This window comes from Clostridioides sp. ZZV14-6154 (assembly GCF_020657785.1).
Classification (GTDB): Bacteria; Bacillota; Clostridia; order Peptostreptococcales; family Peptostreptococcaceae; genus Clostridioides.
Genome location: NZ_JAGWCY010000001.1, coordinates 198,940 through 222,526, shown reverse-complemented (window position 1 = coordinate 222,526; position 23,587 = coordinate 198,940). Strand labels below are relative to the sequence as shown.

26 protein-coding genes and 1 other annotated feature are annotated in these 23,587 nt (G+C 26.3%); of the genes, 7 read left to right on the top strand and 19 right to left on the bottom strand.

Features of this window, described 5'->3' with window-relative positions:
* Nucleotides 1–19: 19 nt before the first annotated feature.
* From KGF45_RS00990 to KGF45_RS00980, 3 genes are all read right to left on the bottom strand, one after another.
* Nucleotides 20–673, bottom strand: a complete 654-nt coding sequence (locus KGF45_RS00990) for a TVP38/TMEM64 family protein (protein WP_227841620.1) — start codon at nt 671–673, stop codon at nt 20–22.
* Between the two features lie 245 nt (nt 674–918).
* The gene (locus KGF45_RS00985; protein WP_227827968.1) at nt 919–1,164 is read right to left on the bottom strand and encodes a DUF5071 domain-containing protein; all 246 of its coding nucleotides are present in this window, start codon (nt 1,162–1,164) and stop codon (nt 919–921) included.
* 322 nt (nt 1,165–1,486) lie between these two features.
* Nucleotides 1,487–1,786, bottom strand: a complete 300-nt coding sequence (locus KGF45_RS00980; protein ID WP_227841619.1) for a hypothetical protein — start codon at nt 1,784–1,786, stop codon at nt 1,487–1,489.
* Between the two features lie 231 nt (nt 1,787–2,017).
* On the opposite strand from KGF45_RS00980, the gene KGF45_RS00975 reads away from it, so the two are divergent.
* Nucleotides 2,018–2,695, top strand: a complete 678-nt coding sequence (locus KGF45_RS00975) for a VanZ family protein (protein ID WP_227841618.1) — start codon at nt 2,018–2,020, stop codon at nt 2,693–2,695.
* Nucleotides 2,696–2,967: 272 nt separating this feature from the next.
* Here the strand turns inward: KGF45_RS00975 and KGF45_RS00970 are convergent, their stop codons facing one another.
* A complete protein-coding gene (locus tag KGF45_RS00970; protein WP_227827965.1) occupies nt 2,968–3,225 on the bottom strand; it encodes a hypothetical protein in 258 nt (85 codons plus the stop codon).
* 651 nt (nt 3,226–3,876) lie between these two features.
* Here KGF45_RS00970 and KGF45_RS00965 point away from each other — a divergent pair.
* Nucleotides 3,877–4,248 carry a helix-turn-helix domain-containing protein gene (locus KGF45_RS00965; protein WP_227841617.1) on the top strand — a complete coding sequence of 124 codons (372 nt, stop codon included), beginning with the start codon at nt 3,877–3,879 and terminating at the stop codon, nt 4,246–4,248.
* Here KGF45_RS00965 and KGF45_RS00960 read toward each other — a convergent pair.
* From KGF45_RS00960 to KGF45_RS00940, 5 genes are all read right to left on the bottom strand, one after another.
* A complete protein-coding gene (locus tag KGF45_RS00960) occupies nt 4,245–4,385 on the bottom strand; it encodes a hypothetical protein (protein WP_227435245.1) in 141 nt (46 codons plus the stop codon). The genes KGF45_RS00965 and KGF45_RS00960 overlap by 4 nt on opposite strands.
* 739 nt (nt 4,386–5,124) lie before the next feature.
* A complete protein-coding gene (locus tag KGF45_RS00955) occupies nt 5,125–5,595 on the bottom strand; it encodes a methylated-DNA--[protein]-cysteine S-methyltransferase (RefSeq protein ID WP_227841616.1) in 471 nt (156 codons plus the stop codon).
* A 283-nt stretch (nt 5,596–5,878) separates the two neighbouring features.
* The gene (gene clpB, locus KGF45_RS00950) at nt 5,879–8,473 is read right to left on the bottom strand and encodes an ATP-dependent chaperone ClpB (RefSeq protein WP_227827962.1); all 2,595 of its coding nucleotides are present in this window, start codon (nt 8,471–8,473) and stop codon (nt 5,879–5,881) included.
* A gap of 36 nt (nt 8,474–8,509) precedes the next feature.
* Nucleotides 8,510–9,106, bottom strand: coding sequence for a hypothetical protein (locus KGF45_RS00945; protein WP_227827961.1), 597 nt, complete (start codon nt 9,104–9,106; stop codon nt 8,510–8,512).
* Between the two features lie 16 nt (nt 9,107–9,122).
* Entirely contained in the window at nt 9,123–9,467 is a 345-nt protein-coding gene (locus KGF45_RS00940) for a replication/maintenance protein RepL (protein ID WP_227827960.1), read from the bottom strand.
* Nucleotides 9,468–9,889: 422 nt separating this feature from the next.
* Between KGF45_RS00940 and KGF45_RS00935 the strand changes: the two genes are divergently transcribed.
* The 4 genes from KGF45_RS00935 to KGF45_RS00920 all read left to right on the top strand — a co-directional run bounded on the left by KGF45_RS00935 (nt 9,890) and on the right by KGF45_RS00920 (nt 13,198).
* Nucleotides 9,890–10,264, top strand: a complete 375-nt coding sequence (locus KGF45_RS00935; RefSeq protein ID WP_227827959.1) for a GntR family transcriptional regulator — start codon at nt 9,890–9,892, stop codon at nt 10,262–10,264.
* Nucleotides 10,261–11,124: an ABC transporter ATP-binding protein gene (locus KGF45_RS00930; RefSeq protein WP_227827958.1), complete on the top strand. Its 864-nt coding sequence runs from the start codon at nt 10,261–10,263 to the stop codon at nt 11,122–11,124. Before KGF45_RS00935 ends, KGF45_RS00930 begins: the two co-directional genes overlap by 4 nt.
* Entirely contained in the window at nt 11,124–11,762 is a 639-nt protein-coding gene (locus KGF45_RS00925; protein ID WP_227827957.1) for an ABC-2 transporter permease, read from the top strand. The genes KGF45_RS00930 and KGF45_RS00925 overlap by 1 nt, the downstream gene beginning before the upstream one ends.
* Before the next feature lie 218 nt (nt 11,763–11,980).
* The gene (locus KGF45_RS00920; protein WP_227827956.1) at nt 11,981–13,198 is read left to right on the top strand and encodes a M20 family metallo-hydrolase; all 1,218 of its coding nucleotides are present in this window, start codon (nt 11,981–11,983) and stop codon (nt 13,196–13,198) included.
* A gap of 383 nt (nt 13,199–13,581) precedes the next feature.
* On the opposite strand, the gene KGF45_RS00915 is transcribed toward KGF45_RS00920, so the two are convergent.
* From KGF45_RS00915 to KGF45_RS00870, 10 genes are all read right to left on the bottom strand, one after another.
* Complete coding sequence (locus KGF45_RS00915) at nt 13,582–14,190, bottom strand: DUF4878 domain-containing protein (protein WP_227841615.1); 609 nt, start codon at nt 14,188–14,190, stop codon at nt 13,582–13,584.
* Nucleotides 14,191–14,314: 124 nt separating this feature from the next.
* Nucleotides 14,315–15,337 (bottom strand): ornithine carbamoyltransferase, encoded by a 1,023-nt coding sequence (gene argF, locus KGF45_RS00910; protein ID WP_227841614.1) that lies wholly within the window; start codon nt 15,335–15,337, stop codon nt 14,315–14,317.
* Nucleotides 15,338–15,443: 106 nt separating this feature from the next.
* The gene (locus tag KGF45_RS00905; RefSeq protein ID WP_255612759.1) at nt 15,444–16,637 is read right to left on the bottom strand and encodes an acetylornithine/succinylornithine family transaminase; all 1,194 of its coding nucleotides are present in this window, start codon (nt 16,635–16,637) and stop codon (nt 15,444–15,446) included.
* Between the two features lie 52 nt (nt 16,638–16,689).
* Nucleotides 16,690–17,550, bottom strand: a complete 861-nt coding sequence (argB, locus tag KGF45_RS00900) for an acetylglutamate kinase (protein ID WP_227841613.1) — start codon at nt 17,548–17,550, stop codon at nt 16,690–16,692.
* 13 nt (nt 17,551–17,563) lie between these two features.
* Complete coding sequence (gene argJ / locus KGF45_RS00895) at nt 17,564–18,781, bottom strand: bifunctional glutamate N-acetyltransferase/amino-acid acetyltransferase ArgJ (protein ID WP_227827952.1); 1,218 nt, start codon at nt 18,779–18,781, stop codon at nt 17,564–17,566.
* A 41-nt stretch (nt 18,782–18,822) separates the two neighbouring features.
* Complete coding sequence (gene argC / locus KGF45_RS00890; protein WP_227841612.1) at nt 18,823–19,857, bottom strand: N-acetyl-gamma-glutamyl-phosphate reductase; 1,035 nt, start codon at nt 19,855–19,857, stop codon at nt 18,823–18,825.
* A 262-nt stretch (nt 19,858–20,119) separates the two neighbouring features.
* Nucleotides 20,120–20,333: a binding site (T-box leader), on the bottom strand.
* Between the two features lie 80 nt (nt 20,334–20,413).
* Nucleotides 20,414–20,914 (bottom strand): GNAT family N-acetyltransferase, encoded by a 501-nt coding sequence (locus KGF45_RS00885; RefSeq protein WP_227841096.1) that lies wholly within the window; start codon nt 20,912–20,914, stop codon nt 20,414–20,416.
* A gap of 164 nt (nt 20,915–21,078) precedes the next feature.
* A complete protein-coding gene (locus KGF45_RS00880) occupies nt 21,079–21,273 on the bottom strand; it encodes a hypothetical protein (protein WP_227841097.1) in 195 nt (64 codons plus the stop codon).
* A gap of 31 nt (nt 21,274–21,304) precedes the next feature.
* Nucleotides 21,305–21,739, bottom strand: a complete 435-nt coding sequence (locus KGF45_RS00875) for a hypothetical protein (protein ID WP_227841611.1) — start codon at nt 21,737–21,739, stop codon at nt 21,305–21,307.
* Between the two features lie 213 nt (nt 21,740–21,952).
* A complete protein-coding gene (locus KGF45_RS00870; RefSeq protein WP_227827947.1) occupies nt 21,953–22,711 on the bottom strand; it encodes an N-acetyltransferase in 759 nt (252 codons plus the stop codon).
* A 300-nt stretch (nt 22,712–23,011) separates the two neighbouring features.
* Here KGF45_RS00870 and KGF45_RS00865 point away from each other — a divergent pair, with 300 nt between their 5' ends.
* Nucleotides 23,012–23,491 (top strand): GNAT family N-acetyltransferase, encoded by a 480-nt coding sequence (locus KGF45_RS00865; protein WP_227841610.1) that lies wholly within the window; start codon nt 23,012–23,014, stop codon nt 23,489–23,491.
* The last annotated feature ends 96 nt before the right edge of the window (nt 23,492–23,587 follow it).

The following is a 23,587-nucleotide window of genomic DNA, read 5'->3' as shown; positions in this document are numbered from 1 at the left end:
ACACAAATAAATTAAATGCTTATTCTCTCTTGGATATACTAGTTGGAGAAATCTTTTTTGCCAATATTAAAGATGCTATTATTAATAAAAGCAACAACACTATAGAAATTATAAAAGAAGGATTAGTAACATCAATAGCTTTATCTCCTATATTTAAGAACACTAATGTTCCTGGTAAAATACCAATAAATGTTGCAAGTATATAACTACTAAACTTTATGTTAGTAAGTCCTGCTCCATAGTTTATAAGATTATATGGAGTAATTGGTATCAATCTTAATACAAATATAATAAAAAATCCTCTCTTCTCATCTGCCTCCATAAAAAGTTCCCATAAAGATGGTGATAATTTATTTTTTAAAAACTTAGTTATGGTATCTTTAGCTAATACCTTTGCCATCATAAACATAATTGCACTATTAATACCTGCACCTATTATAGTATAAAGTGTTCCTTTCCACAATCCAAATGCTAATCCTCCAGCCAATGCTAAGACTGGAACTGGAAAAAAAGTAATTGGTAAGATTGAGAAAATCAATATATATACAAAGGGTGCATAGTTTCCATATGATTGCACATATTGACGTATCTGCTCTGCTGTAATATCTCTAAAAAATGTATAATAAATGAGTATAAAAATAACAATGATAAGTGCTGTAACAATTCCTTTCAAATTCTTTTTTATAATAAGTATCATCCTTTCTATATGTATTTATTGTATATCGCTATTATTTATTTTCTTTTTCAAGTTTTAATAAATAACCCTTTATTTTTATTCCATCTAAATAACTTCTTCACCACTTCTTATAATATTATCTCTTTGTCAGATTTTCAAGTTTCGATAATATTATTATAATACATTTTTTTATTAACTAATTACAAAAAATCTAAGAAATATCAACAAATTGCACAATTAAGCTAAATAAAAAAACATTCCGTTAAGAGAATGTTTTTAGGAATATCTATTATCAGTGGAGTAATAATTTCTTGATGTAATGCCAATACAGACAATATATCTTTTGCAACAGACCAATTGTAATCTTGTATCCATTCTAAAAGCCTAGGGCAAATAGGTTTTATCTCTTCATCAGATAATAATTTTAATTTTTCAATATTACAGTTATCAAACTTATCTTTTGGAAGTAGTTCTTCGACATTTTTCATAATCTATTTCTCCAATCCAACACACAATAGTTTTCTTATCTCCCCTAATTAAATAGACAAAAATCGTTTATGTTTAGATTCTAATATCTACATGTATAAATGTCAAACAAATTATAACTTAATATACTTGTATATAAGTACTGATATTAATCTAAGCACCACTTTGCCTTTTGCTAGATATACAGTTTCTAGTAGTATGACCATGGTTCTTTCCAGATTTTAAAGAATTAAAATCTTCTTAAACATATCCATTTTATTATATTATAAAAATGACCTATTTTTATATACAATAAATTTTCAAAATAATAAATGTTATTTCAAGTTAATCAAATATAATATTTGAAACTTTATCCCAGTTAATCTCTCTCGAATTATATTCAGGGTGTGATAATTTCACTACATGAGTTGAATTATTATAATTATAATAAATTGTAGTAGTACCATCAATTTGATTCTTCTTGTATCCTTGATAGCTAGCACCATTTGGCACTTTTTTTTCAATAAGACTATATGCAGATGAAGCATCAAGCATTTTTACTTTATTTGGAAATATTAACATAAAAAAAGTTATAAGAGCAAAAATACATATACATGTAATACTATACCATTTAATCCATTTCATACAATTCCTCCTATTTTACCAATATATACTATTATTATTTCCATATATTTATAATATTTATACATATGATAAAATTTTTAAATATTTACATATTATGTGTAGAAGATTCTATGTTATAAGTTAATAAATTTTTAAGATTTTATTAAAGAAAAATTTATTTTTAAAGATTACAATAAAGATAGTATTTATGAGGTTAAAAATATAAATTTTGAAGGGAGATAAATTACAATTATGTGGACACTTTATCCGTTATTTTGTGCAATATTACCTTGTTTAATATACCAAATAATTGTTATAAGAAAAGTAAATTTAAAAGAAAGGAGGAGTTTAATAACACATCTAATATGGGTCTATGTTTTTTTATTTTATATTTACTTAGCACTTAGCAAAGCAGGTATTGGAAGTATATGGGATATAGGTAGATATGATGAAATTATTAGGCTAGATGAAATAAATTTAATTCCATTTAGTTCAAGTGGTGCTTTAACTTATATTCTAAACATCATTATGTTTATGCCTTTAGGGTTTTTACTTCCTTTGATTTGGGAAAGATTTAGAAATTTTATTAGTATATTATGGACTGGATTAGTTTTTTCATTAGCAATTGAGATTTGTCAATTATTCAATCATAGAACTACAGATATTGATGATTTGATGATGAATACTCTAGGTGCTATTTTGGGATATTTCATATGGGTATGTATAAATAATTTATTTAATTATATAAGTAAAAAGACTCTATTTTCATATCGATATGAACAAGCTATTAAAGATGAAATTGCTGTCGAAGCTGATGATGATACAAATAGAAAAGCTATTAATCTTCCTAAAAATGAAACTATTATGTACTTAATGTTAGCTGTCTTAGGAGAATTTCTATTGTATAATTTTTATATCATTCCTTATTAGATAGTTTAATATATATTAAATTTACATTTTATTTTAATATTTATGTATAAATAAAATCCCCCTTCTTATTACATTAAGAATGGGGTATTTTATTCTTTAAAGATAATATATTTAAAAATAATCTTTTTATATTATTGATAATACATATTTTCCCTTTTATATTTGATTGTTGCAAAAACAATATTTAAAATAATCTATAACTTTTAATTATAATTACCTTCAACAAAATTATTAAAATACTTTTCAAATCTTAACAGCCTAATATAATCGCCTTACTTAATTGGCATTTGAAATATTCGATTTACATTACATCTAACTTTATTAGCAGTTATATAATCATACTCAGTACCATTCTCAATAAAATTTTGTATCTTATCTAATACTTGTATTGCTCTCTCTTTACTTTCATAATCTCCTATCTTCCTAGTATTATACATATCTTCAAAGGTTACATATATTTGATTATCATTTATTTCAATTTTACTAACTTTCATTAAATTAGTTTTATCCTGGCTTCTAATTATTATCATTTCAACCTCTCCAATATATTTAATTTATTTTAAAATCATTTCCTTGTTATATACTATTTTGACATAATTAAAACTTTTACCATTACATACTTATATATCATCTTTCTCTTTTGTGAATTTCTTTAATTCTAAAATATTTACTAAATTAGTTCTCTTTTTTATTTCCATGATAAATCATCTGTTAATTATTCCAACACCATTATATAATCTATTTCACTTAGTAAAACTTATCCTTACCACCCTTCTCATGTTGATTTATACATTTGGTAATTGTATTAATAAAAATTTTTATTCAAATCATTTGCATCTTAAATCATTTATATCAAAACTCAATATTTTTACAAAGTGCACATCTCTTTTCTTATAAACTTAGTTTTATATTTCCTTCAAATAAATGTATTATAAGATTTATTTTTAATATTTTTATTACTTTTTTGATTTATTTTTAATAGCATCATTTTTAATTTTGATTTTTTGTATCCAACATATCACCTCTCCATAAATTACCACTTGTATAATTTATATTATATATATACAAACGGTAATTATCAATCTTTTTTCTTCTCTTTTATCTTTTTTTATATATTTTTGGTAATTTTATTTTACTTTTTAGTAAAATAACTTATAATTTCGGTAAGGAGTGATGTACATATGGAAAGTTTAGGAGATAGAATAGCAAAGTTAAGAAAAGAGTTGGATATAAATCAAAAGGAACTTGCTACTAAAGTTGGTATAACTGAAGCTAGTTTATCACGTTATGAAAATAATCTGCGAGAACCTAAAAGTGAAATAATAGTAAGATTAGCAAAAGCACTGAAGACATCTACAGATTATTTATTAGGTATAAATGAAAATACAAAAATAAATAGAGAAAACAAATTAATAATAGAAAGTTTATCAGTTAGTGAAAAAACAAAACAACTTTTAGAAAAGATATATTCACTTGAGGAAGAAGATAGAGAAGCTATAGAAAAAATGATTGATAATGCTTATATAAAGAGATTTTTAAAAGAAGAGAACTAATTCTCTTCTTTTACTTTTTCCAAGATTTCTAATAACAGTTCATAAAAATCAATATCTACACTCAATAAAAAATCTAATTTAATTCCTGTGTCTTTAATTTTTTCCTTTCTTATAATAGTAGTATTTGATTTTTCCACATGCACCATCCCCCAGCGAACCTATGTTCTTAATTTTGTTCAAAGATTCCCAACAAATTTTTAATAAAAATTATGTAATTATAATTTTTCCATTTCATAAAATATTTTTCTATTATCCAAAATTTTCTTGGATAATTATCTTAACTATATAATAATACTTTTATTCTACAGATGCAATAAAAAACTCGTAATTATAACAAAAAAATCTATTATTGTAGAATTTTGTATAATTTTTATGTTTTTATATATTTTTTAAGATAATTCTTATTATAAAATTTTGTATAAATATATAAATTTTTATGTTTATTTAATCTACTTTTTAGTACTTGATAAATTATAAAAAATACTGAAAATGATAGTTTACTAACTATCATTTTAAGTATTTTTTTGCCATTTATAAACATAATTAAAATCTACTTTCTAAGGGGCGAATAGATTTATCTGTCTGTGCTTCAAAATTCTCTCACAAAATAGTATTTCTCTTTTATTTAGTTCCTTAAAAATCATCAGTAAATAGTATCAAATTCACTATTATTCTCTGCTGCTTTTTCTTTTCAACAAATAAATTTATGTTATTCTATTTATATTTGTGTAGTAAATTTATTCAGCTTTAGACCATTTTTATTATTGAGAGTTTAAGTTTTCATGAGTTAATTATTGGAACTTAATTATTAGTGAAGATAAAGTTAATTTTCACTATAAGTATTATTTTTCAATATGTACTTACTATATAATTCTATTATTTATTTTCACTTTCAAGTTTTAATAAATAATCCTTTGTTTTTATTCCGCCCAAATAACCTCTCAAACTTCCATTAGAACCAATAAGCCTGTGGCAAGGTATAAAAATAGAGATAGGATTTTTACTATTGGCTAATCCCACTGCTCTATATGATTTAGATCTATTAATTGTATTCGCTAATTCTAGATAAGTTCTTGTTTCTCCATATGGAATTTTACAAAGTTCACTCCACACTTGTTTACTAAACTCACTTCCTGATGGATGTAATGGCAAATCAAATTTTTTTCTATCACCATTTAGATATTCACTTAACTGTTTATTTGCTTCTTTTATAATTTCAGTCTCTTTGACTGTGTATTTTTCACAAGATAATTCTTGCATACCAAAGAATAAATCTGTAATATAATTATTTTCTTCTGATATTCCTATCTTCCCAATTTTAGTTTCATAGTAAAATATATTTTTCATTAAATACTATATCCTTCCACATTTATTTTTACCTTCAGTTATATTAATAGTTTTACTTATTTATATCATATATTTTATCAACTTTTATTAAAAAAAACTTTAATACTCTTAAAAATAGTTATTTTATATAAAATCAATTAATAATCCTATATTACATAAATAATAAAAATAATTATATTTTCCTTCTTAAAACTATAAATCTATAAATTAATTAAAATTAATCAACAAGAAAGTCAGTAGAGCATAATGTATCAAACCGCACATTTTGCTCTACTGACTTTTATTACTTAACTAAAACTTCAATATTTTCATTTTTCCCATCTATAACTATAGTACAGCCATTATATATATCTCCAGCAATAAGTTTTCTTGCAATTATAGTTTCTAATGTATTTCCTATATATCTCTTAAGAGGTCTTGCACCATACACAGGGTCATAACCTTCTCTCACCATAACATCTTTAGCTGAATCTGTAACTTCAATAGAAATATCTTTTTCTTTTAATCTATTTTTTAAATCTTCCATAAATATGTCTATAATTTTCTTGATATTATCTTGGTCTAAAGGTTTAAACATTATAATATCATCTACTCTATTTAGAAATTCAGGTTTAAATCGATGCTTCATCTCATTCATTACAAGACTGTTAGTAGTATCTGTTATGTTTCCACCTGCTTCTAATAAATAATTACTTCCTATATTAGAGGTCATTATTATAAGAGTATTTTTGAAGTCTACAGTCTTACCTTTATTATCAGTAAGTCTACCATCATCTAATATTTGTAAAAACATATTAAATACATCTTCATGTGCCTTTTCTATCTCATCAAATAATATTACAGAATAAGGTGCACGTCTAACTGCTTCTGTAAGTTGTCCCCCCTCTTCATATCCTACATATCCTGGAGGAGGTCCTACTAATCTTGATACAGCATGTTTTTCCATATATTCAGACATGTCAATTCTAATTATATTATCTTCACTATCAAATAAATTTCTAGCAAGAGTTTTTGCAAGTTCAGTTTTTCCAACTCCTGTAGGTCCTAAGAATATAAATGAACCAATTGGTTTTCTTTCATCTTTTAGACCAGCTCTTGCACGTATTACTGCATTTGAAACTGCTGTAACTGCTTCATTCTGTCCAATAACTCTCTCATGAAGTTCATCTTCTAGCTTAAGTAGCTTTTCTCTTTCACCTTCAACTAATTTAGTTACTGGTATACCTGTCCACTTTGATACAATATTAGATATTTCTTCTTCTGTAACTTCTTCTTTTAAAAGTGAATTCTCAGAACCATCATTCATACTTTCCTCATATTTCTTTATTTGCTCTTCTAATTTAGGTATTTCACCATATTTAACCTCCGCTGCTTTATTAAAATCATATTCTCTTTCATATTTTTCAGCTTTCCCTTTAGCTTCATCTAATTGAGATTTTAAATTTTTAATATCTAATATTTGACTCTTCTCTTTTTCATATTTAGCAGTCATTTCATCATTTTTAGATTTTAACTCTGCTATTTCCTTTTGAATGTCTTCTAGTCTTGACTTACTCTTATCATCATTTTCTTTGAGTAAAGCTTCTCTTTCAGTTTCTAGTGTAAATAATTTTCTTCTAACCACATCTAATTCTGTTGGTAATGAATCTATTTCACTACGAATCATAGCTCCAGCTTCATCTATTAAATCTATTGCTTTATCTGGTAAAAATCTATCTTGTATATATCTATGAGAAAGTTTTGCTGCTGCTACAATAGCATTATCATGAATTCTTACTCCATGATGTATCTCAAATCGTTCTTTAAGTCCTCTAAGTATAGATATTGTATCTTCAACAGTAGGTTCTTCTGCAATTACAGGTTGGAAACGTCTTTCAAGTGCTTTATCTTTTTCTATATATTTTCTGTATTCATCAAAAGTAGTTGCACCAATACAATTTAACTCTCCTCTTGCAAGCATAGGCTTAATCAGGTTACCTGCATCCATTGAGCCTTCTGTTTTACCAGCTCCAACTATAGTATGAATCTCATCTATAAATAATATGATTTTTCCATCAGAACTTTGAACTTCTTTTAAGACAGCCTTTAATCTTTCTTCAAATTCTCCTCTATATTTTGCACCAGCAATCAATGCACCCATATCAAGAGAGAATACTATTTTATCTTTTAATCCTTCTGGTACATCTCCTCTTACTATTCTTTCTGCTAAGCCTTCAACTATCGCAGTTTTACCTACACCTGGTTCACCAATTAATACAGGGTTATTTTTTGTTCTTCTTGATAAAATTCTTATAATTCTTCTTATTTCTTCATCTCTTCCAATTACAGGGTCTAACTTATTTTTTTTAGCTAAATCTACTAAATTTGTTCCATATCTAGCAAGCGCATCATATGTTCCTTCTGGGTCTTGCGTTTCTACCCTTTGACTACCTCTAACTTGTGATAAAACGTTTAAAAAGTCATTTTTATTTATATTATATTGTTTCAATATTTTACCAACAACTGATTTTGATTCTGTTTCCATAATTGCAAGCATAACATGCTCAACACTTATATATGAATCTTTAAATTCTTTAGAAATACTTTCCGCTTTTATAAGTACTTCATTTATTTTTCTAGTAGCTGACACTCCTTGTGAATCTGCTCCTTCTCCATATACTTTTGGAAGTTTATCCATTTCAAGGTTTACAGTATTTCTTAAAGAATCTATTGATATATTCATCTTTTCTATTATATTTGGTATTAACCCATCTTCTTGATTAATAAGTGCTGAAAAAAGATGAATTACATCTACTTGTTGGTTATGATTTTTTACTGCTTCATTATAAGCCTCATTTAAACTTTTTTGAACTCTTAAAGTCATTTTTTCTACGTCCATATAAATCCCTCCATTTTAATATTATATCCAAATAAATTAAATTCTCTCATTTATGATTATTGATTTTCTAAGCTCCAAAAGACTATCAAGCAAACTTTCATTTTTTTGTATGTCAAAACTTAATGTCAGATTAAAGGTTCCATCTGAGTTAAAAAAATCAAACACTTCTTTTGATTTTGCTTTTAGATATAAGTCTTCATCTATAAGTCTTTTTTCACCTATTAACAAATACTGGCATTTCTCTATAAAACTCTTTCTAAAATCAATAGTATATAGATTTTCTAAAAGATTATATTGGTAAATTGCAATATTATTAAACACTTTTAATAAATTTGAATTTACAAAATTGTAAATTTGATTATCGTTATACAGTGATATTTGTTCGTATATATACTCTCTAAATAAAGGATGAATGTTTTGTCTAAGTTTCAAAGTAACTTCGGCTGGTATTTCAAAATACAACTTCCAGTATTCAGAATTATTTTTTTCTAATATAAATGCTACTTTGTTTAAACTAGTGGGGCTAATCTCTTTTAATGTACATTCAAAATTATAATGTCTCAAACTAGTTTCTTCATTTTCAAATACATAATCAAACCACTGTAGAACATTTCTATCAAGTTTTAAACTCATATAAAAACCTTCTTCCTTATTTACTAACCTTATTAGGTCTTTTTATCTGATTATATTCTTCTAATAAACTTTCTTTATCAGCTCGATTTCCTTTATATGCTATATGTGGATTTATCATATACTCACCATTTTTTACTCTCTGTAAAAAATCTAATTTTTTTAGTTCTGTAAACAATGAAGACAAGGAAGTCTTTGGATATTCAAATTCACAAGATAATTCATGTAATGTTTTTCTAATCTTATTATTTTTATCCATAGAATTTATTAATTTTATTGGAATTAAATCTCTCTTAGTATACATTCCTTCTGCCACTTTGATATAATTTTTAAAGCAAACATTTATATATTTACTTTTGTTCATAATCAAATTTCTACTCTCTGTATATTCTTGATTTAAATCTTTTTTTAATGCCTTCTCTAAATTAAATATCTCTTCTCACTCTCCTTATCTCTAATTGATAATATAAATATATTACAAAAAAATATGTATGTCAAAAGCAAAAACAGCAAAAGTTTATCTGTAAAGTAAACTTTTATTTAGCTAGAAGCTAAACTTTATTATTTCTTAAAATTAGCATTTTCAATTTATTGGTAAGATTTTCGAATAATATTTGTAAATTTTTTAAAAAAATTTTAATATGTTCAATAAAATAATCTTTCTATGAAGTAAAACTATTGAATGCATAATATTTCCAATTATTTTTTTATAGCTTTACTTGACATAGTATATATATATTTATATAATGTATATATACTATATATACAATTTAAGGAGGTGTCTAATTGAATATAGTTATTAGTAATTCAAGTGGCAAGCCAATATACGAACAAATTACTACACAAATTAAAAGTATGATTATAAGTGGAGAGTTGCCAGAAGGTACTGCTCTTCCAAGTATGAGATTATTAGCAAAAGAACTTAGAATAAGTGTAATTACTACAAAGCGAGCATATAGCGATTTAGAACATGATGGATTTATTGAAACAGTTACTGGTAAAGGTAGTTTCGTATCTGGCAAAAATATGGATTTTGTTAAAGAAGAACAACTTCGTTTAATTGAAGAATACCTACAAAAAGCAGTTGATACAGCTCAAAGCAGTGGTATTACATATGATGAGTTAAAAGATATTTTACTTTTATTATATAAGGGAGAATGATAATTATGGACGCAATAACTATAAAAAACCTAAACAAATCTTACAAAAATTTTGCATTACAAGATGTATCTTTTTCAGTACCAAAAGGCTCTATAATGGGATTTGTAGGTGAAAATGGTGCAGGAAAAACTACTACATTAAAATCAATTTTAAATTTAATATCTTATGATAGTGGAAATATCGAAATTTTTGGTCTTGATAACATAAAAAATGAAAAAGAAATCAAAGAACAAATTGGTGTGGTATTTGAAGGAAGCAACTTTCATGAGAATTTAAATACAAATAATATCTCAAAAATTATGAGCCATATCTATAAAAACTGGGATGATACACTATTTAAAGAATATTTAAAAAAATTAAGAGTTCCAAATAATAAACTAATTAAAGAATTTTCAAAAGGTAATAAAATGAAACTTAGTATTGCTGTAGCTTTATCTCATAAACCAAAGTTATTAATATTAGATGAAGCAACTAGTTCACTTGACCCTATTGTAAGAGAAGAAATATTGGATATATTTTTAGATTTTATACAGGATGAAGAACATTCTATTATTTTATCTTCACATATTACAAGTGATTTGGATAAAATAGCAGATTATATTACATTTATACATAAGGGAAAAATTATATTTAGCGAAAGCAAAGATGAATTAATCGATACTATGGGTATCTTAAAATGTAGTTCTAATGATTTTGCTAAACTTACAAATGAAGATTATTCATATTATCGTAAAAGCCAGTTTGGATATGAAGTACTACTTAAAGACAAGTACAAATTTATTACAAAACATCCAAATCTTATAGTTGACAATACAACAATTGAAGAAATTATGTTATTTTATGTGAGAGGTGATAAATAATGAAGGGACTAATTTTAAAAGACTTACTTAATTTAAAAGGCAATATAAAAATTATGATTTTATTTATGATTGTATTTGGATATATATCTTCTGTGGGAGATGGAAATAACAATAGTTTTATGGGTGTTATTATAGTTTTATGTACAACAATGATTGTCTCAACATTTTCATATGATGATTTAAATAAATGGGATAGCTATGTACTTACAATGCCTATCAAACGTAATGCTATTGTATTAAGTAAATATTTAACTATGTTAATATTTAGCTTTATAGGTGTATTTTTCTCACTTATTATTAGCATCGTTATTGGATATTTTAAAAATACACTTGTTTTAGATGAGACTTTAGTTATTACAGGATTAATTTTATCAATTTCAATATGTTTTGCTAGCCTTATTTTACCACTTATTTATAAATTTGGTACAGAAAAAGCTCGTTTATTAATGATTGCATGCTTTTTACTTCCTACTGCTGTACTATTAGGATTTAAAAGCCTTTTGGAAAGATTTAATTCAAGTATCTCTATTGAGATTATACTTAATACTTTAGTTTATTCTCTTCCATTTATTGCTATTTTTTTGTTTGTAATTTCATATTTTATTTCTACAAAAATTTATTGTAAAAAAGAAGTATAAAATATATTAACACCAGTTTTTATATTTAAATAATTTTATAAAAATACTATCGAGGTAAAAGTTGATGGTATTTTTATTTTTTATTTTTTATTTCTACTAGGATTTTTATTTTTTTATTATTTATTTGTTCAATAACATCCTATTATTTTCCAAATATACTGATATAATATAATTATCTGATAAATTTAGTCGACAATTATATTTTTAGGAGGGTACATATGTTAGGACAAAGATGTATGGATTATTTACAAACATTAGGAAAAATAAGTTCAACAACAACAGGTCTTACAAGACTTATATTAACTGATGAGCATAAAAAATCGATTGAATTAATAAGTTCTTGGATGAAAGGTTTGAATCTTGATGTTGAAATTGATGATATTGGAAATGTTATAGGTACATATAAATCTACTTTCTTAAACGCACCTACATTAGTAGTTGCATCTCATCAAGATAGTGTAAAATGCGGAGGTATATTTGATGGAATGCTAGGAATAATTGTTCCTCTAATTGGACTTGAGGAAGCTATAAATAATAATAAATCTTACCCATTTAATGTTAAATTAGTTGCATTTGCTGAGGAAGAAGGGACAAGATTTGAAACATCTCTAATGGGAAGTAAAGTTTTTTCTGGTACTTTTAAAAAGGAGCTACTCAAATCTGTTGATGAAAATGGAATTACACTTGAAGAAGCTGTGACAAAATTTGGATTTGATACTAAAAATTTAATAAATTTACACCCTAGAAAAGATATTGATGCTTATTTAGAATTCCATATCGAACAAGGTCCTGTCTTAGAAAACAACTCTCTTCCTGCTGGGATTGTTTCAAGTATTACAGGATTTAAGAGTTTTAAAATATCAGTAAATGGCAAATCTGGTCATGCTGGAACATTACCAATGGATATGCGATTTGATGCTGGATGTTGTGCTTGTGAATGTGTATTAGCAATTGAAAATATAGCTAAGATAACTCCTGATTTAGTTGCTACAGTTGGAAAGATGAATTTTTATCCATCATCATCAAATGTAGTTCCTGAAAGAGTTGATTTTACTCTTGACGTACGCTCATGTTCACAAGAAATTCTTGATATTTCAGTAATAAAAATATTTGATGAAATAACTCGTATATGTCAAAATAGAAAACTTAACTATACAAGTGAACTCTCTTTTGAAAATGTTCCTGTACCATGTTCTGATAAAATAACAAAAGTTATAGAAAAAAGTTTTGTAGATTTAAATCTCAACCCATTTTATATTTATAGTGGCGCTGGTCATGATGCTCAAGAAATGGATAATATAACTGATATAGGTATGGTATTTATAAGATGTACTGAAGGTATAAGTCATAATCCTAATGAAAATGTTACTGTGAATGATTTAGATATTGCGGTAAAAATATTTTTAAAAATACTAGATAATCTTAATCTAAGATAATTTTATGATAATACGCTCTATTCTGATGTATTAAAAAAAATGAAAATAAACATGAAGAAGGTAGCAACTAACCATAATTGCTACCTTCTAATTCTATTTATATATAAAAGTTGATATCCCATCAAGAGTATCAAATCTATCATTTCCATTAGCTATATACCTTACTTATAATTATACATTCTATTCATAATTAGCTCATTTTAAATCATATATATTATACAATGGATATCTTTCTAATAGTGGAAATAAACATTCAAATTATTTTTAATATTTCTATTGATTTTTATTTATTTACCTTAAAAAACATAAAGGATACCAAAACTGATATCCCTTATAAATATTATATATTCATTTTTTATTATATTTCTAATTTAATATTCAACTTAACTCATAGAGTTAGAAAATTCTTCTCCTGCTGTAACAAGATTAGATAATAATACATCAGCCAGAGCATCATTAGCTGAACTTATTATCCACTTATTATCTTTCTTAGTACATTCAAACTCTACAGTTTTTGTTACAAAAGTTTCTTCAACACTTTTTTGCTTTTCTTTCATGATTGACACTAACATTTCAGTTGTTTTCTCATCTGTTAAATCTTGACCTGAAAAACTCATGCCAAGCATCTTTGTAAATGCTTCAGCTATTATTTCTTTAAGTAATGGTGTTGAATCTACAAACTTACACTCTACTTGAATTTTTGCATTATTATTTTTAATCTCACTGTCTTTTATTGTGTATGTTATTTTAGATGCATTATTTTTTAGATAATCTAAAACATACTGTGCACTTGGGTCTTCTGTTTCTAATTCTTTTAGTATATCCTTATATTTTTCATCATTATTTTCCATAACTTTGTTCATACCTTCAAAGTCAAATTTCTTTGCACTACTAAAAAAATTATTGATTGTATCTTCTGGTTTTGCACTTGAACATGCTGTCAAAGATATTGCTAATAAAAAAGTTGTTAAAAGTAATATGATTTTTTTCATATCTCAAATCCTCCCTCTTAATTTGTTGATACATAAGTTATTTTAACATATAATGAGGATTTTTAATAATATATTTAGAATATTTATCACTTTTATCAAAACATAAACCTAGATTAAAAAATATTTATATTAAATTATTATTCATATTTACATCAGTCATAGTAGAAACCATAATAGCCTTTATAGTATGCATTCTATTTTCTGCCTCTTCAAATACTTTTGAATACTTGGAATTAAATACCTCGTCAGTAACTTCTAATTCTGATAATCCAAACTTTTCATAAATTTCTTGACCAACTTTAGTTTCTAAATCATGAAAAGCTGGAAGACAATGTAAAAATATAACATTTTCATTTTCAGTTTTCTTTATCATATCCATATTCACTTGATAATCTTTAAGTTGATTTATTCTCGCTTCATATTGTTCTTCTTCTCCCATAGAAACCCATACATCTGTATATATAACATCAGCACCTTTTACATCATCAATATTTTCAGTTAACAATATATCTCCTTTAGACTTTTTAGATATCTCTCTCATATCTTCAACTAACTTTTCATTTGGCCAAAGCTCTTTAGGAGCAAGTGCTACAAAATGAATTCCCAATTTAGCACATCCTATCATCAACGAGTTACCCATATTATTTCTAGCATCCCCAACATACACAAATTTAACTTTATTTAAATCTTTATCTACATTTTCAGTTACTGTTAGAAAATCTGCAAGTATTTGAGTTGGATGATATTCATCTGTAAGGCCATTCCAAACAGGTACTTCAGAGTATTTTGCTAAACTTTCAACAGTTTCCTGTTTAAATCCTCTAAATTCTATACCATCATAAAATCTTCCTAAAACTTTTGCTGTATCAGATACAGATTCTTTTTTACCCATATGACAGTCATTGGGACCTAGGTAAGTTACATGAGCACCTTCATCATGAGCAGCTACCTCAAACGAACATCTAGTTCTTGTTGATGTCTTCTCAAACAATAATGCTATGTTTTTGCCTTGCAATAAATCCCCTTTTATACCAACCTTCTTCTTAGTTTTTAAATAACTAGATAGAGTTAATAAATATCTAATTTCCTCTTTAGTGAAATCCTTTAATGTTAAAAAACTCTTTCCTTTTAAACTTATATTATTCATATTGATTTTCCCCTTTTTGTAAATTTATTTAAATGCTACTCAATCTTTAGTTTCATATATTTTTATATACCTTCATTCTTATTCTAATAATATATCTTTTAAGAACTTAATTAACTTCTAGTAGTATATCTTTTAAAATTTCAAGAGCTTCATTTATCTCCTTATAGCTAATTGTTAAAGGCGGTAAAAATCTAAGTACATTCCTTCCAGCAGTCAAAACAAGTAATCCTTTTTTTCTAGCTTTTTCTTCTATAATGTTAGATTCAATAGTAGTTTCCACTCCTATCATCAAGCCCATACCTTTTGTTTTTACTACGATTGTACTATTAAAATTTTCAATAGATTTTCTTATATAATCCCCTTTTTCTAATACATCTTCATAAAATCCTTCTTTAGATATTTCATCTAACACAACAGAAGCTGCCACCATAGCTAATAAATTACCTCCAAATGTTGTACCTTGATCTCCTTTACCTAAAACTTTTGAAAATTTTTCATTTACTAATACTCCTCCTATTGGTATTCCTGCTCCTAAACCTTTTGCAATTGTAACAATATCTGGTTTTACATCAAAATATTCATATCCAAACAGTTTACCTGTTCTTGCTATACCACATTGAACTTCATCAAAAATTACTGCTATGTCTTTTTCTTTACATATTTTTACAAGTTCTAAAATATAATCTTTTTCAAGAACAATAACTCCACCTTCGCCTTGAACTGCTTCAAGAATTACTGCACAAACGGTTGAATCAATATTATTTTTAAAATCTTCAATATCGTTTTTTTCTACATATTTAAAGCCTTTGGGAAGTGGATAAAAATATTTATGATACTTATCCATACCAGTTGCCATCAAAGACATCATTGTTCTACCATGAAAAGAATCCTTTAAACTTATGATTGTCCCTCTTCCCTCACCATATTTATCACTACTATACTTTCTTGCTATTTTAAAAGCAGTTTCATTTGCTTCTGTTCCAGAGTTGCAAAAATATACTTTATCCAATCTACTTGTATTAATTATTTTTTCTCCTACAGACAATACTGGACCATTGAAATATAAGTTTGATGTATGTAATAATTTGTCCACTTGGTTCTTTAAAGCAGTTTTTAGATTATTATTACTATATCCAAGAGAGGATACTCCGTATCCGCTTGTAAAATCTATATATTTATTGCCTTTAGTATCAAAAAAGCAACTACCTTCGCCATAGTCTATAATAAAATCAGGTTGGCTATATGTATTTATGAAATATTCCTCCCATTTTGAAACTATACTATTGTTATTTATATTCATTTTTATCATCCTCACTTAAGTTTATAATCTTCTTTATATTTAACTTATCTTCTTATTCATTTTCTTTTCTTATTAATGTACCTATCCCACTATCAGTAAATAACTCTGTTATTATAGAATGGGGAACTCTTCCATCTAAAATATGAACTCTATTTACCCCATTATTCAAAGCGTCTACACATCCATGTATTTTAGGTATCATGCCACCAGTAATTATACCTTCATTAAATAGCTTATCAACATCCTCTAGTATAACTTCTGTTATCAATGACTTTTCTTCATCTGGATCTCTTAAAAGACCTGGCACATCAGTAAGAAGTATCAACTTATCTGCATTTAATTCTTTAGCTATAGCTGATGCTGCTGTATCTCCATTTATATTATAAGTCTCTCCATCATCTCCAACTCCAATAGTTGCAATTACTGAAATATATCCTGATTTTAAACAAGATTCTATAAGTTCAACATTTACTTTCTTTATTTCTCCAACAAATCCTAGTTCATAATTTTTATATGGGTCACATAAAATCATATTATTGTCTATCCCACAAAGCCCTACTGCTCTTCCACCTTTTGTATGTATCTTATTTACCAAATCTTTATTTACCTTTCCAGCTAAAACCATTTTTACAATTTCCATGGTTTCTTCATCTGTATATCTAAGCCCGTTTACAAATTTACTTTCTATATCTACTTTAGCAAGCATTTTATTTATTTCTGCTCCTCCACCATGTACTAAAACTATATTGATTCCAACATAACTCATAAGTACAAGGTCTTCCATAACAGACTCTTTTAAACCATCTTTTTTCATTGCACTTCCACCATACTTAACTACAATAGTTTTTCCTTGATGCTTTTCTATATATGGTAAAGCTTCTATCAGTGTATTTGCTTTTTCTATATCAATCATTAAGCATTTCCTCCTAATTTCTATAACTTCCATTTATTCTTACATAATCATAACTTAAATCACATCCCCATGCATTTCCCCTAGCATTTCCCATGTTCAAATCTACTAATATACTTATTTCATCATCTTCAAGAATTTTTTTCGCTTTTTCTTCGTTAAAATCTAACCCATTTCCCTGTTTACATACTTCTATATATCCTTTCATGCTTTCAAAAATAATGTCTACTTTTTCCATATCTATTTCTTCACCCGCATAACCTAAAGCACACAATATTCTTCCCCAATTTGCATCAGCTCCAAATACAGCTGTCTTTACCAAGGAAGAAGATATAACTGTTTTTGCTAACTTTACTGCATGTTCTTCGCTTAGTGCTCCATTTATATAGCATTCAATTAATTTTGTACATCCTTCTCCATCTTTAGCAACAAGTTTAGCAAGTTCTATACAAACATATGTAAGTGCACTTAAAAAGACTTGATAATGTTCATCTTTTTCATCCATTCTCTCATTTTTCGCTTTTCCATTTGCCAAAATCATTACCATATCATTAGTACTTGTATCTCCATCTACACTAACTCTATTGAAGCTTTTATCAACTGCACTCTTTAGAGCTTCTTTTAAGAGAACACTATCGATATTTGCATCCGTAGTTATAAATCCCAATGTTGTTGCCATATTAGGATGTATCATTCCTGAGCCTTTTGCCATACCTCCAATAGTTATTTTTTTATCTCCATACATTATTGCTACTGCTATTTCTTTCTTTATAATGTCAGTTGTCATAATCGCTTCTCTTGCTCCAATATGACCTTGTTTGCTGAGATTACTCACCAACTCATCCATATTTTTTTCTATTAAATCTACATTTAATGGTTTTCCTATAACACCAGTAGATGCAACCAAAACATCCTCTTCTTTAATATTTAATTTTTCACTAGTAAATTTAGCCATTTTATATGCATTTATAAGACCTTCTTTTCCATTAAATGTGTTAGCATTAGCACTATTCACTATAATCGCTTGTGCTTTTCCATTTTTAATATGCTCCTGTGTTACATAAACTGGATTTCCTTTAACTTTATTTTGAGTAACTACTGCTGCTGCATCACATAAAATATCTGAATAAACTAAAGCTAAGTCCCTCTTTTCTTTATTTTTTCTCAAGCCACAGTGAATTCCTGAAGCAACAAACCCTTCTGGAACTGTAACTCCACCCTTTATAATCTCCATTTTTATCCTCCTACTTATATGAGTTTAGTATTTTTCTATTCCTAAAATGATGGCGCAATATGCTTTAATCCTGTAGTCTCCTCAATTCCAAACATTATATTCATATTTTGTATGGCTTGCCCTGCTGCTCCTTTAATCATATTGTCTATAGTTGAACATATTATTAATGTATCTTTATTTTCATGTACTGATATTACACATTTATTTGAATATATAACATTTTTTAAAGAGGTTATCTTATCTAATGGGAGTATTTCTACAAAATCTTTATATTCATAATAATCAGTTAATTTTTTATGTATATCACCTATAGATACATTATCTTCTTTTATGCAGTATATAGTTGATAGTATCCCTCTATTTACTGGAATTAGATTTGGTGTAAAAACTACATCTACATTTTCTTTATACGCTTCACTTAGATTTTGCTCTATTTCTGGAGTATGTCTATGTTTTCCTATTTTATATGCAGTTATATTCTCATTAACTTCTGTAAAATGACTACTTGTTGATAACTCTCTACCAGCTCCTGTGAGACCCGATTTAGAGTCAATTATTATATTATTATTTTTTATTAACTTAGAGCTTAATAATGGCATCAGTGGTAAAGAAATACTAGTAGGATAACATCCTGGATTTGCAACTATATCAGCATTTTTTATATCTTCTTTATATATCTCACTTAATCCATATACAGCTTTTTTGTGTAAAATTTTATCTATAAAAGATACCCCATACCATTTACTATATATTTCTTCATCTTTTATTCTGAAATCAGCACCTAAATCTATGACTTTCTTTTTAGATTCGATTGCTTTTATTGCAAATTTTTCACTTACCCCATGTGGAAGAGCAGTAAATACAACATCACACATATCAATGACTTTTTCGTTTTCTATACATGCCATACTGTTTTCATAGCCTATACTTGGGTATACATCAACTATATTTTTGCCAATGTATGAATTTGAACCTATAGCTGTAACTTCTACTTCTTCATGATTTATTAATAATCTTAGTAATTCTACACCAACATATCCAGTTGCTCCAATAATCCCAGCTTTTATTTTACTCATTTTATTCCCTCCGTTTTACAATTATTTTAAGAATATTTTGAATTATTTTTCTAGATTGATATTATTATTTGATAATCATTTGATAATATATAAATTTAAAACTATCTAACTTACAATAAAAAGCCCCTTAGCATTGATAATGCTAAGAGGCGAATTTCCGCGGTACCACTCTTATTGGTAAAATTATAATTATAATAATTCTTATAAATTAAAAGTATTTGCAAATGTATATTTAAAATTAAAAAAGCCTCTTGGTCAAAGACCAAGAGACGAATATACACCCGCGTTACCACTCTAATTGATAAGATAATCTTACCCACTCTAATCTCTTAAGGCGAGACTCACCAATTACCATACTCCTAGTTCTGGTAACTTCCTCCAAAGCTCTATTCACAATAAAATTCATTACTAGGCTTCCACCATCCCTAGCTCTCTATCAAATCCTTTTATGCTACTTTCTTTTTCATAGGATTTCAATTTCTTTTCTTGTTGTTTTATATAATAATTTATTTTTAGTAGTTTGTCAATATTATTTATAAACTTTTGGAAATTTTTTCTAGATTGTTAATTTCCACCATTTTGTATCTGAGTTACGATATAACTTAAAACCACATCTTAATAAAACATTTTGTGAATCTGTATTGTCTGCATCAGTTTCAGCTATCACAGAAGAAACATTTTGTTGACTTAATCCCCAACTACATATCTTTTTAACAGCTTCTGTCATATATCCTTGTTTTTTATAATCTTCACCTAGGCCATAACCAATCTCAATTTCACCATAAGAATTTGGTACATCTTTAAAATCAGCTAATCCTATAATTGTACGGTTTTCATTTAGCATAATAAACCAAAATGTATAAAACAATATATTTTTTTCATCTTTTTTAGCAATATCTAATTGTCTTTTTACAATATCATAAAAAAACCCAATCATTGGTTCTGCACAATAAATGCAATCCAATTCCTTTTCTAATTCTGCATTATTGGAAGTCCAAAGTTCAAGTTGACGAAGTGATAGTGGAATTAAAGTTAATCTTTTTGTTTTTAATATCATTTTTTCTCCTTTTTAAGAGAAGGACTAAAATTGTTATCAAAGAACTCTTAATCAGACACAACAATAGTCTTTCTATTGATTTTCTTTTTAATATGATAAAACCTCGTCTATTACATGAATTTTCATTTATTAGTTCTATATTTTCTAGCAGGCTATAAATTTTACTACTCAATATCTTTTTTGCGAGTCTTAATTATCATATCATGACTATACTTAGTAGTTTTAAATGTATCTGCAAATGACATTATAATGACACTATTTATAAGTATTAACTCATCATAATGTAGAGTTACTTTTCCACTATAAAAGTCATTCAACTTCTTTATGTCTATATTGGTTAAAATAGATACTATATCCATTGAGAATTCCCTACTATAATTTATTATATTTTTATTCATTAATTTTATTAATACTTTTTATTATTGCTTTATTATTTTTTTCAAAAGGAAGAGGTTTAAAAATATTAACCTCTGCTAAATACTTTTTAGGTGTACTTGAAACTGTCTCAGCCTTACAAATAAATTTATAATTTGTTCCAGCTACAATTTGAGTAGAAACAATAAGTGGCTCATATTCAACACCTAGCAATGTTCCTTTAGTTTCATTAAACACTTTCAAGTCATCTTCGTTTAGCAACCTAATATTTGCCCATCCACCACACAAATTATGTATATCTATTGGATTTTCAACTCTTATATTACTTTTATCAATACTGTAATTATCTTTACTAGTTTCTGAATTTTCTTGTGCATATGCAGTTCCTGTAATTAACATAGATATAACCATTCCAGCAGATATAATTTTTGTGTTAATACTTTTATTCATAATAATTACCCTCTCTTAATATATTTTATTTACATTCCAATATTTAACAAAATTTCATCTACTCAACACTATACCACAATAATCATAATAAATAGTAAATTCATGGGATACCTTAAGTATATAGATTAGAATTTAATAGACATCTAAAATACATTAAATTATAAAATATCACAATTTAAAATTACAATATTTATATCTTATTTTAATTGAGTTTTAAAAACCTTTACTATCTAAAAAATTTTCGATTTTTTTCTCAGAAAATATCTCATTAGTTATAAATTTCCCATTGAAAAAAAGACTATATGTAGTAAATGGCGCAGGAGCATTTTGTGCTTCTTTTGCTGTTTCAAATTTTATAAGATTTACTTCAATACCTCTAGCATTCGCAATTTTTTTCAAAATAGGAGCATATTTTGCAGTATGTGGACACTGATTACTATAATATAAAACTATCCCATTCTCCTTTGGTTTGCTTTGTTTTACACAATCTTTAAAGCATGGAATAGGTACATTATTAGTAAATGGAAAATACAATAGTTCATAACTAGGTTCTGATGTATCTGCCAGATAAAATCCTTTATATTTTAGATACTTAGAATCAGATAAAAAAGGTAGTTTTTTTTCAGATGAAAGTACAACTAGCCCATATTTTCCTTTTGACTTTGCATCATCAATACATTTTTGTAGTAATAAATTAGAATATCCTTGTCCTTTAAATTTTCCAGATACCCAGAAACAATTAATATACATATAATTATTTGCAGTAATAGGACACCATGCATTTTCTGCTGGAATATATTCTATAAAAACTTTACCTCTTTCATCTAACCTTTTAAATACAAGGCCTTTATCAAAATTGCTTTTCATCCAAGATTTTTTAGAAGAAACACAGTTTTCTCCCTTTTTTTCAGTAATTGCACAACATATATGTTCATTGTCAATATTGTTTAAATTTATATCTATAATCTGCATATTGTCTCTCCTTTTCTCTTTACAAAATAGTTTTCATGTATATAGTATATCTTTATTGTACTATTATATATATGACACTTATATGTCATATATATTTTCATTTTAGATTATTTCAAATTTATTTTTATTATTAAATTGTATGTAAAATTAAATAAATTTTTATGTTCTAAGTATATTGTATATAGATTATTTTATTAATCATCTTTAAATTAAAAATTAATAAAATAATTTATATTGAAATAAATATATTTAAGGTATATAATTATAAGAAAATTTTTAATAATAGAGGTGTTGTTTATAATGTATGAAAAGTACCTAATAAGAGAATTAAAAGAGCATGATATTAGAAATGCATTAAATTTAATTTGGAATGTATTTGAAGAATTTGAGTCTCCAGATTATTGTGCTGAGGGAATTGAGTCATTCCATGAATTTATAGAATATAACTCTATTATTGAAAAAGTCAAAGAAAAATCTATTTTCTTTTGGGGCTGTTTTGATTGTGAAAAGTTAATTGGGGTTTTAGCTATCAGAGGCCTAAATCATATATGTATGTTATTTGTAGATAAAAATTATCACAAACGTGGTGTTGCAAAAAAATTAATGGCTGTAGGTGTAAAGTATTTTACTGAAAACAAAGATGATTTAACTGAAATAACTGTAAATTCATCACCTTATGCTATTGAATTTTACCATAAATTAGGATTTAAAGATACTAATGTTGAACAGATTGTCAATGGCATACGTTTTACTCCAATGAAGCTATCAATAGCAAACTAATTTAATAAAAAAATATATTAAAAGCAAATCCACTTAAAGTTTTTAAAGTTGATTTGCTTTTAAATTAAATTTTAAAATTACACTATTTCTCTTTAA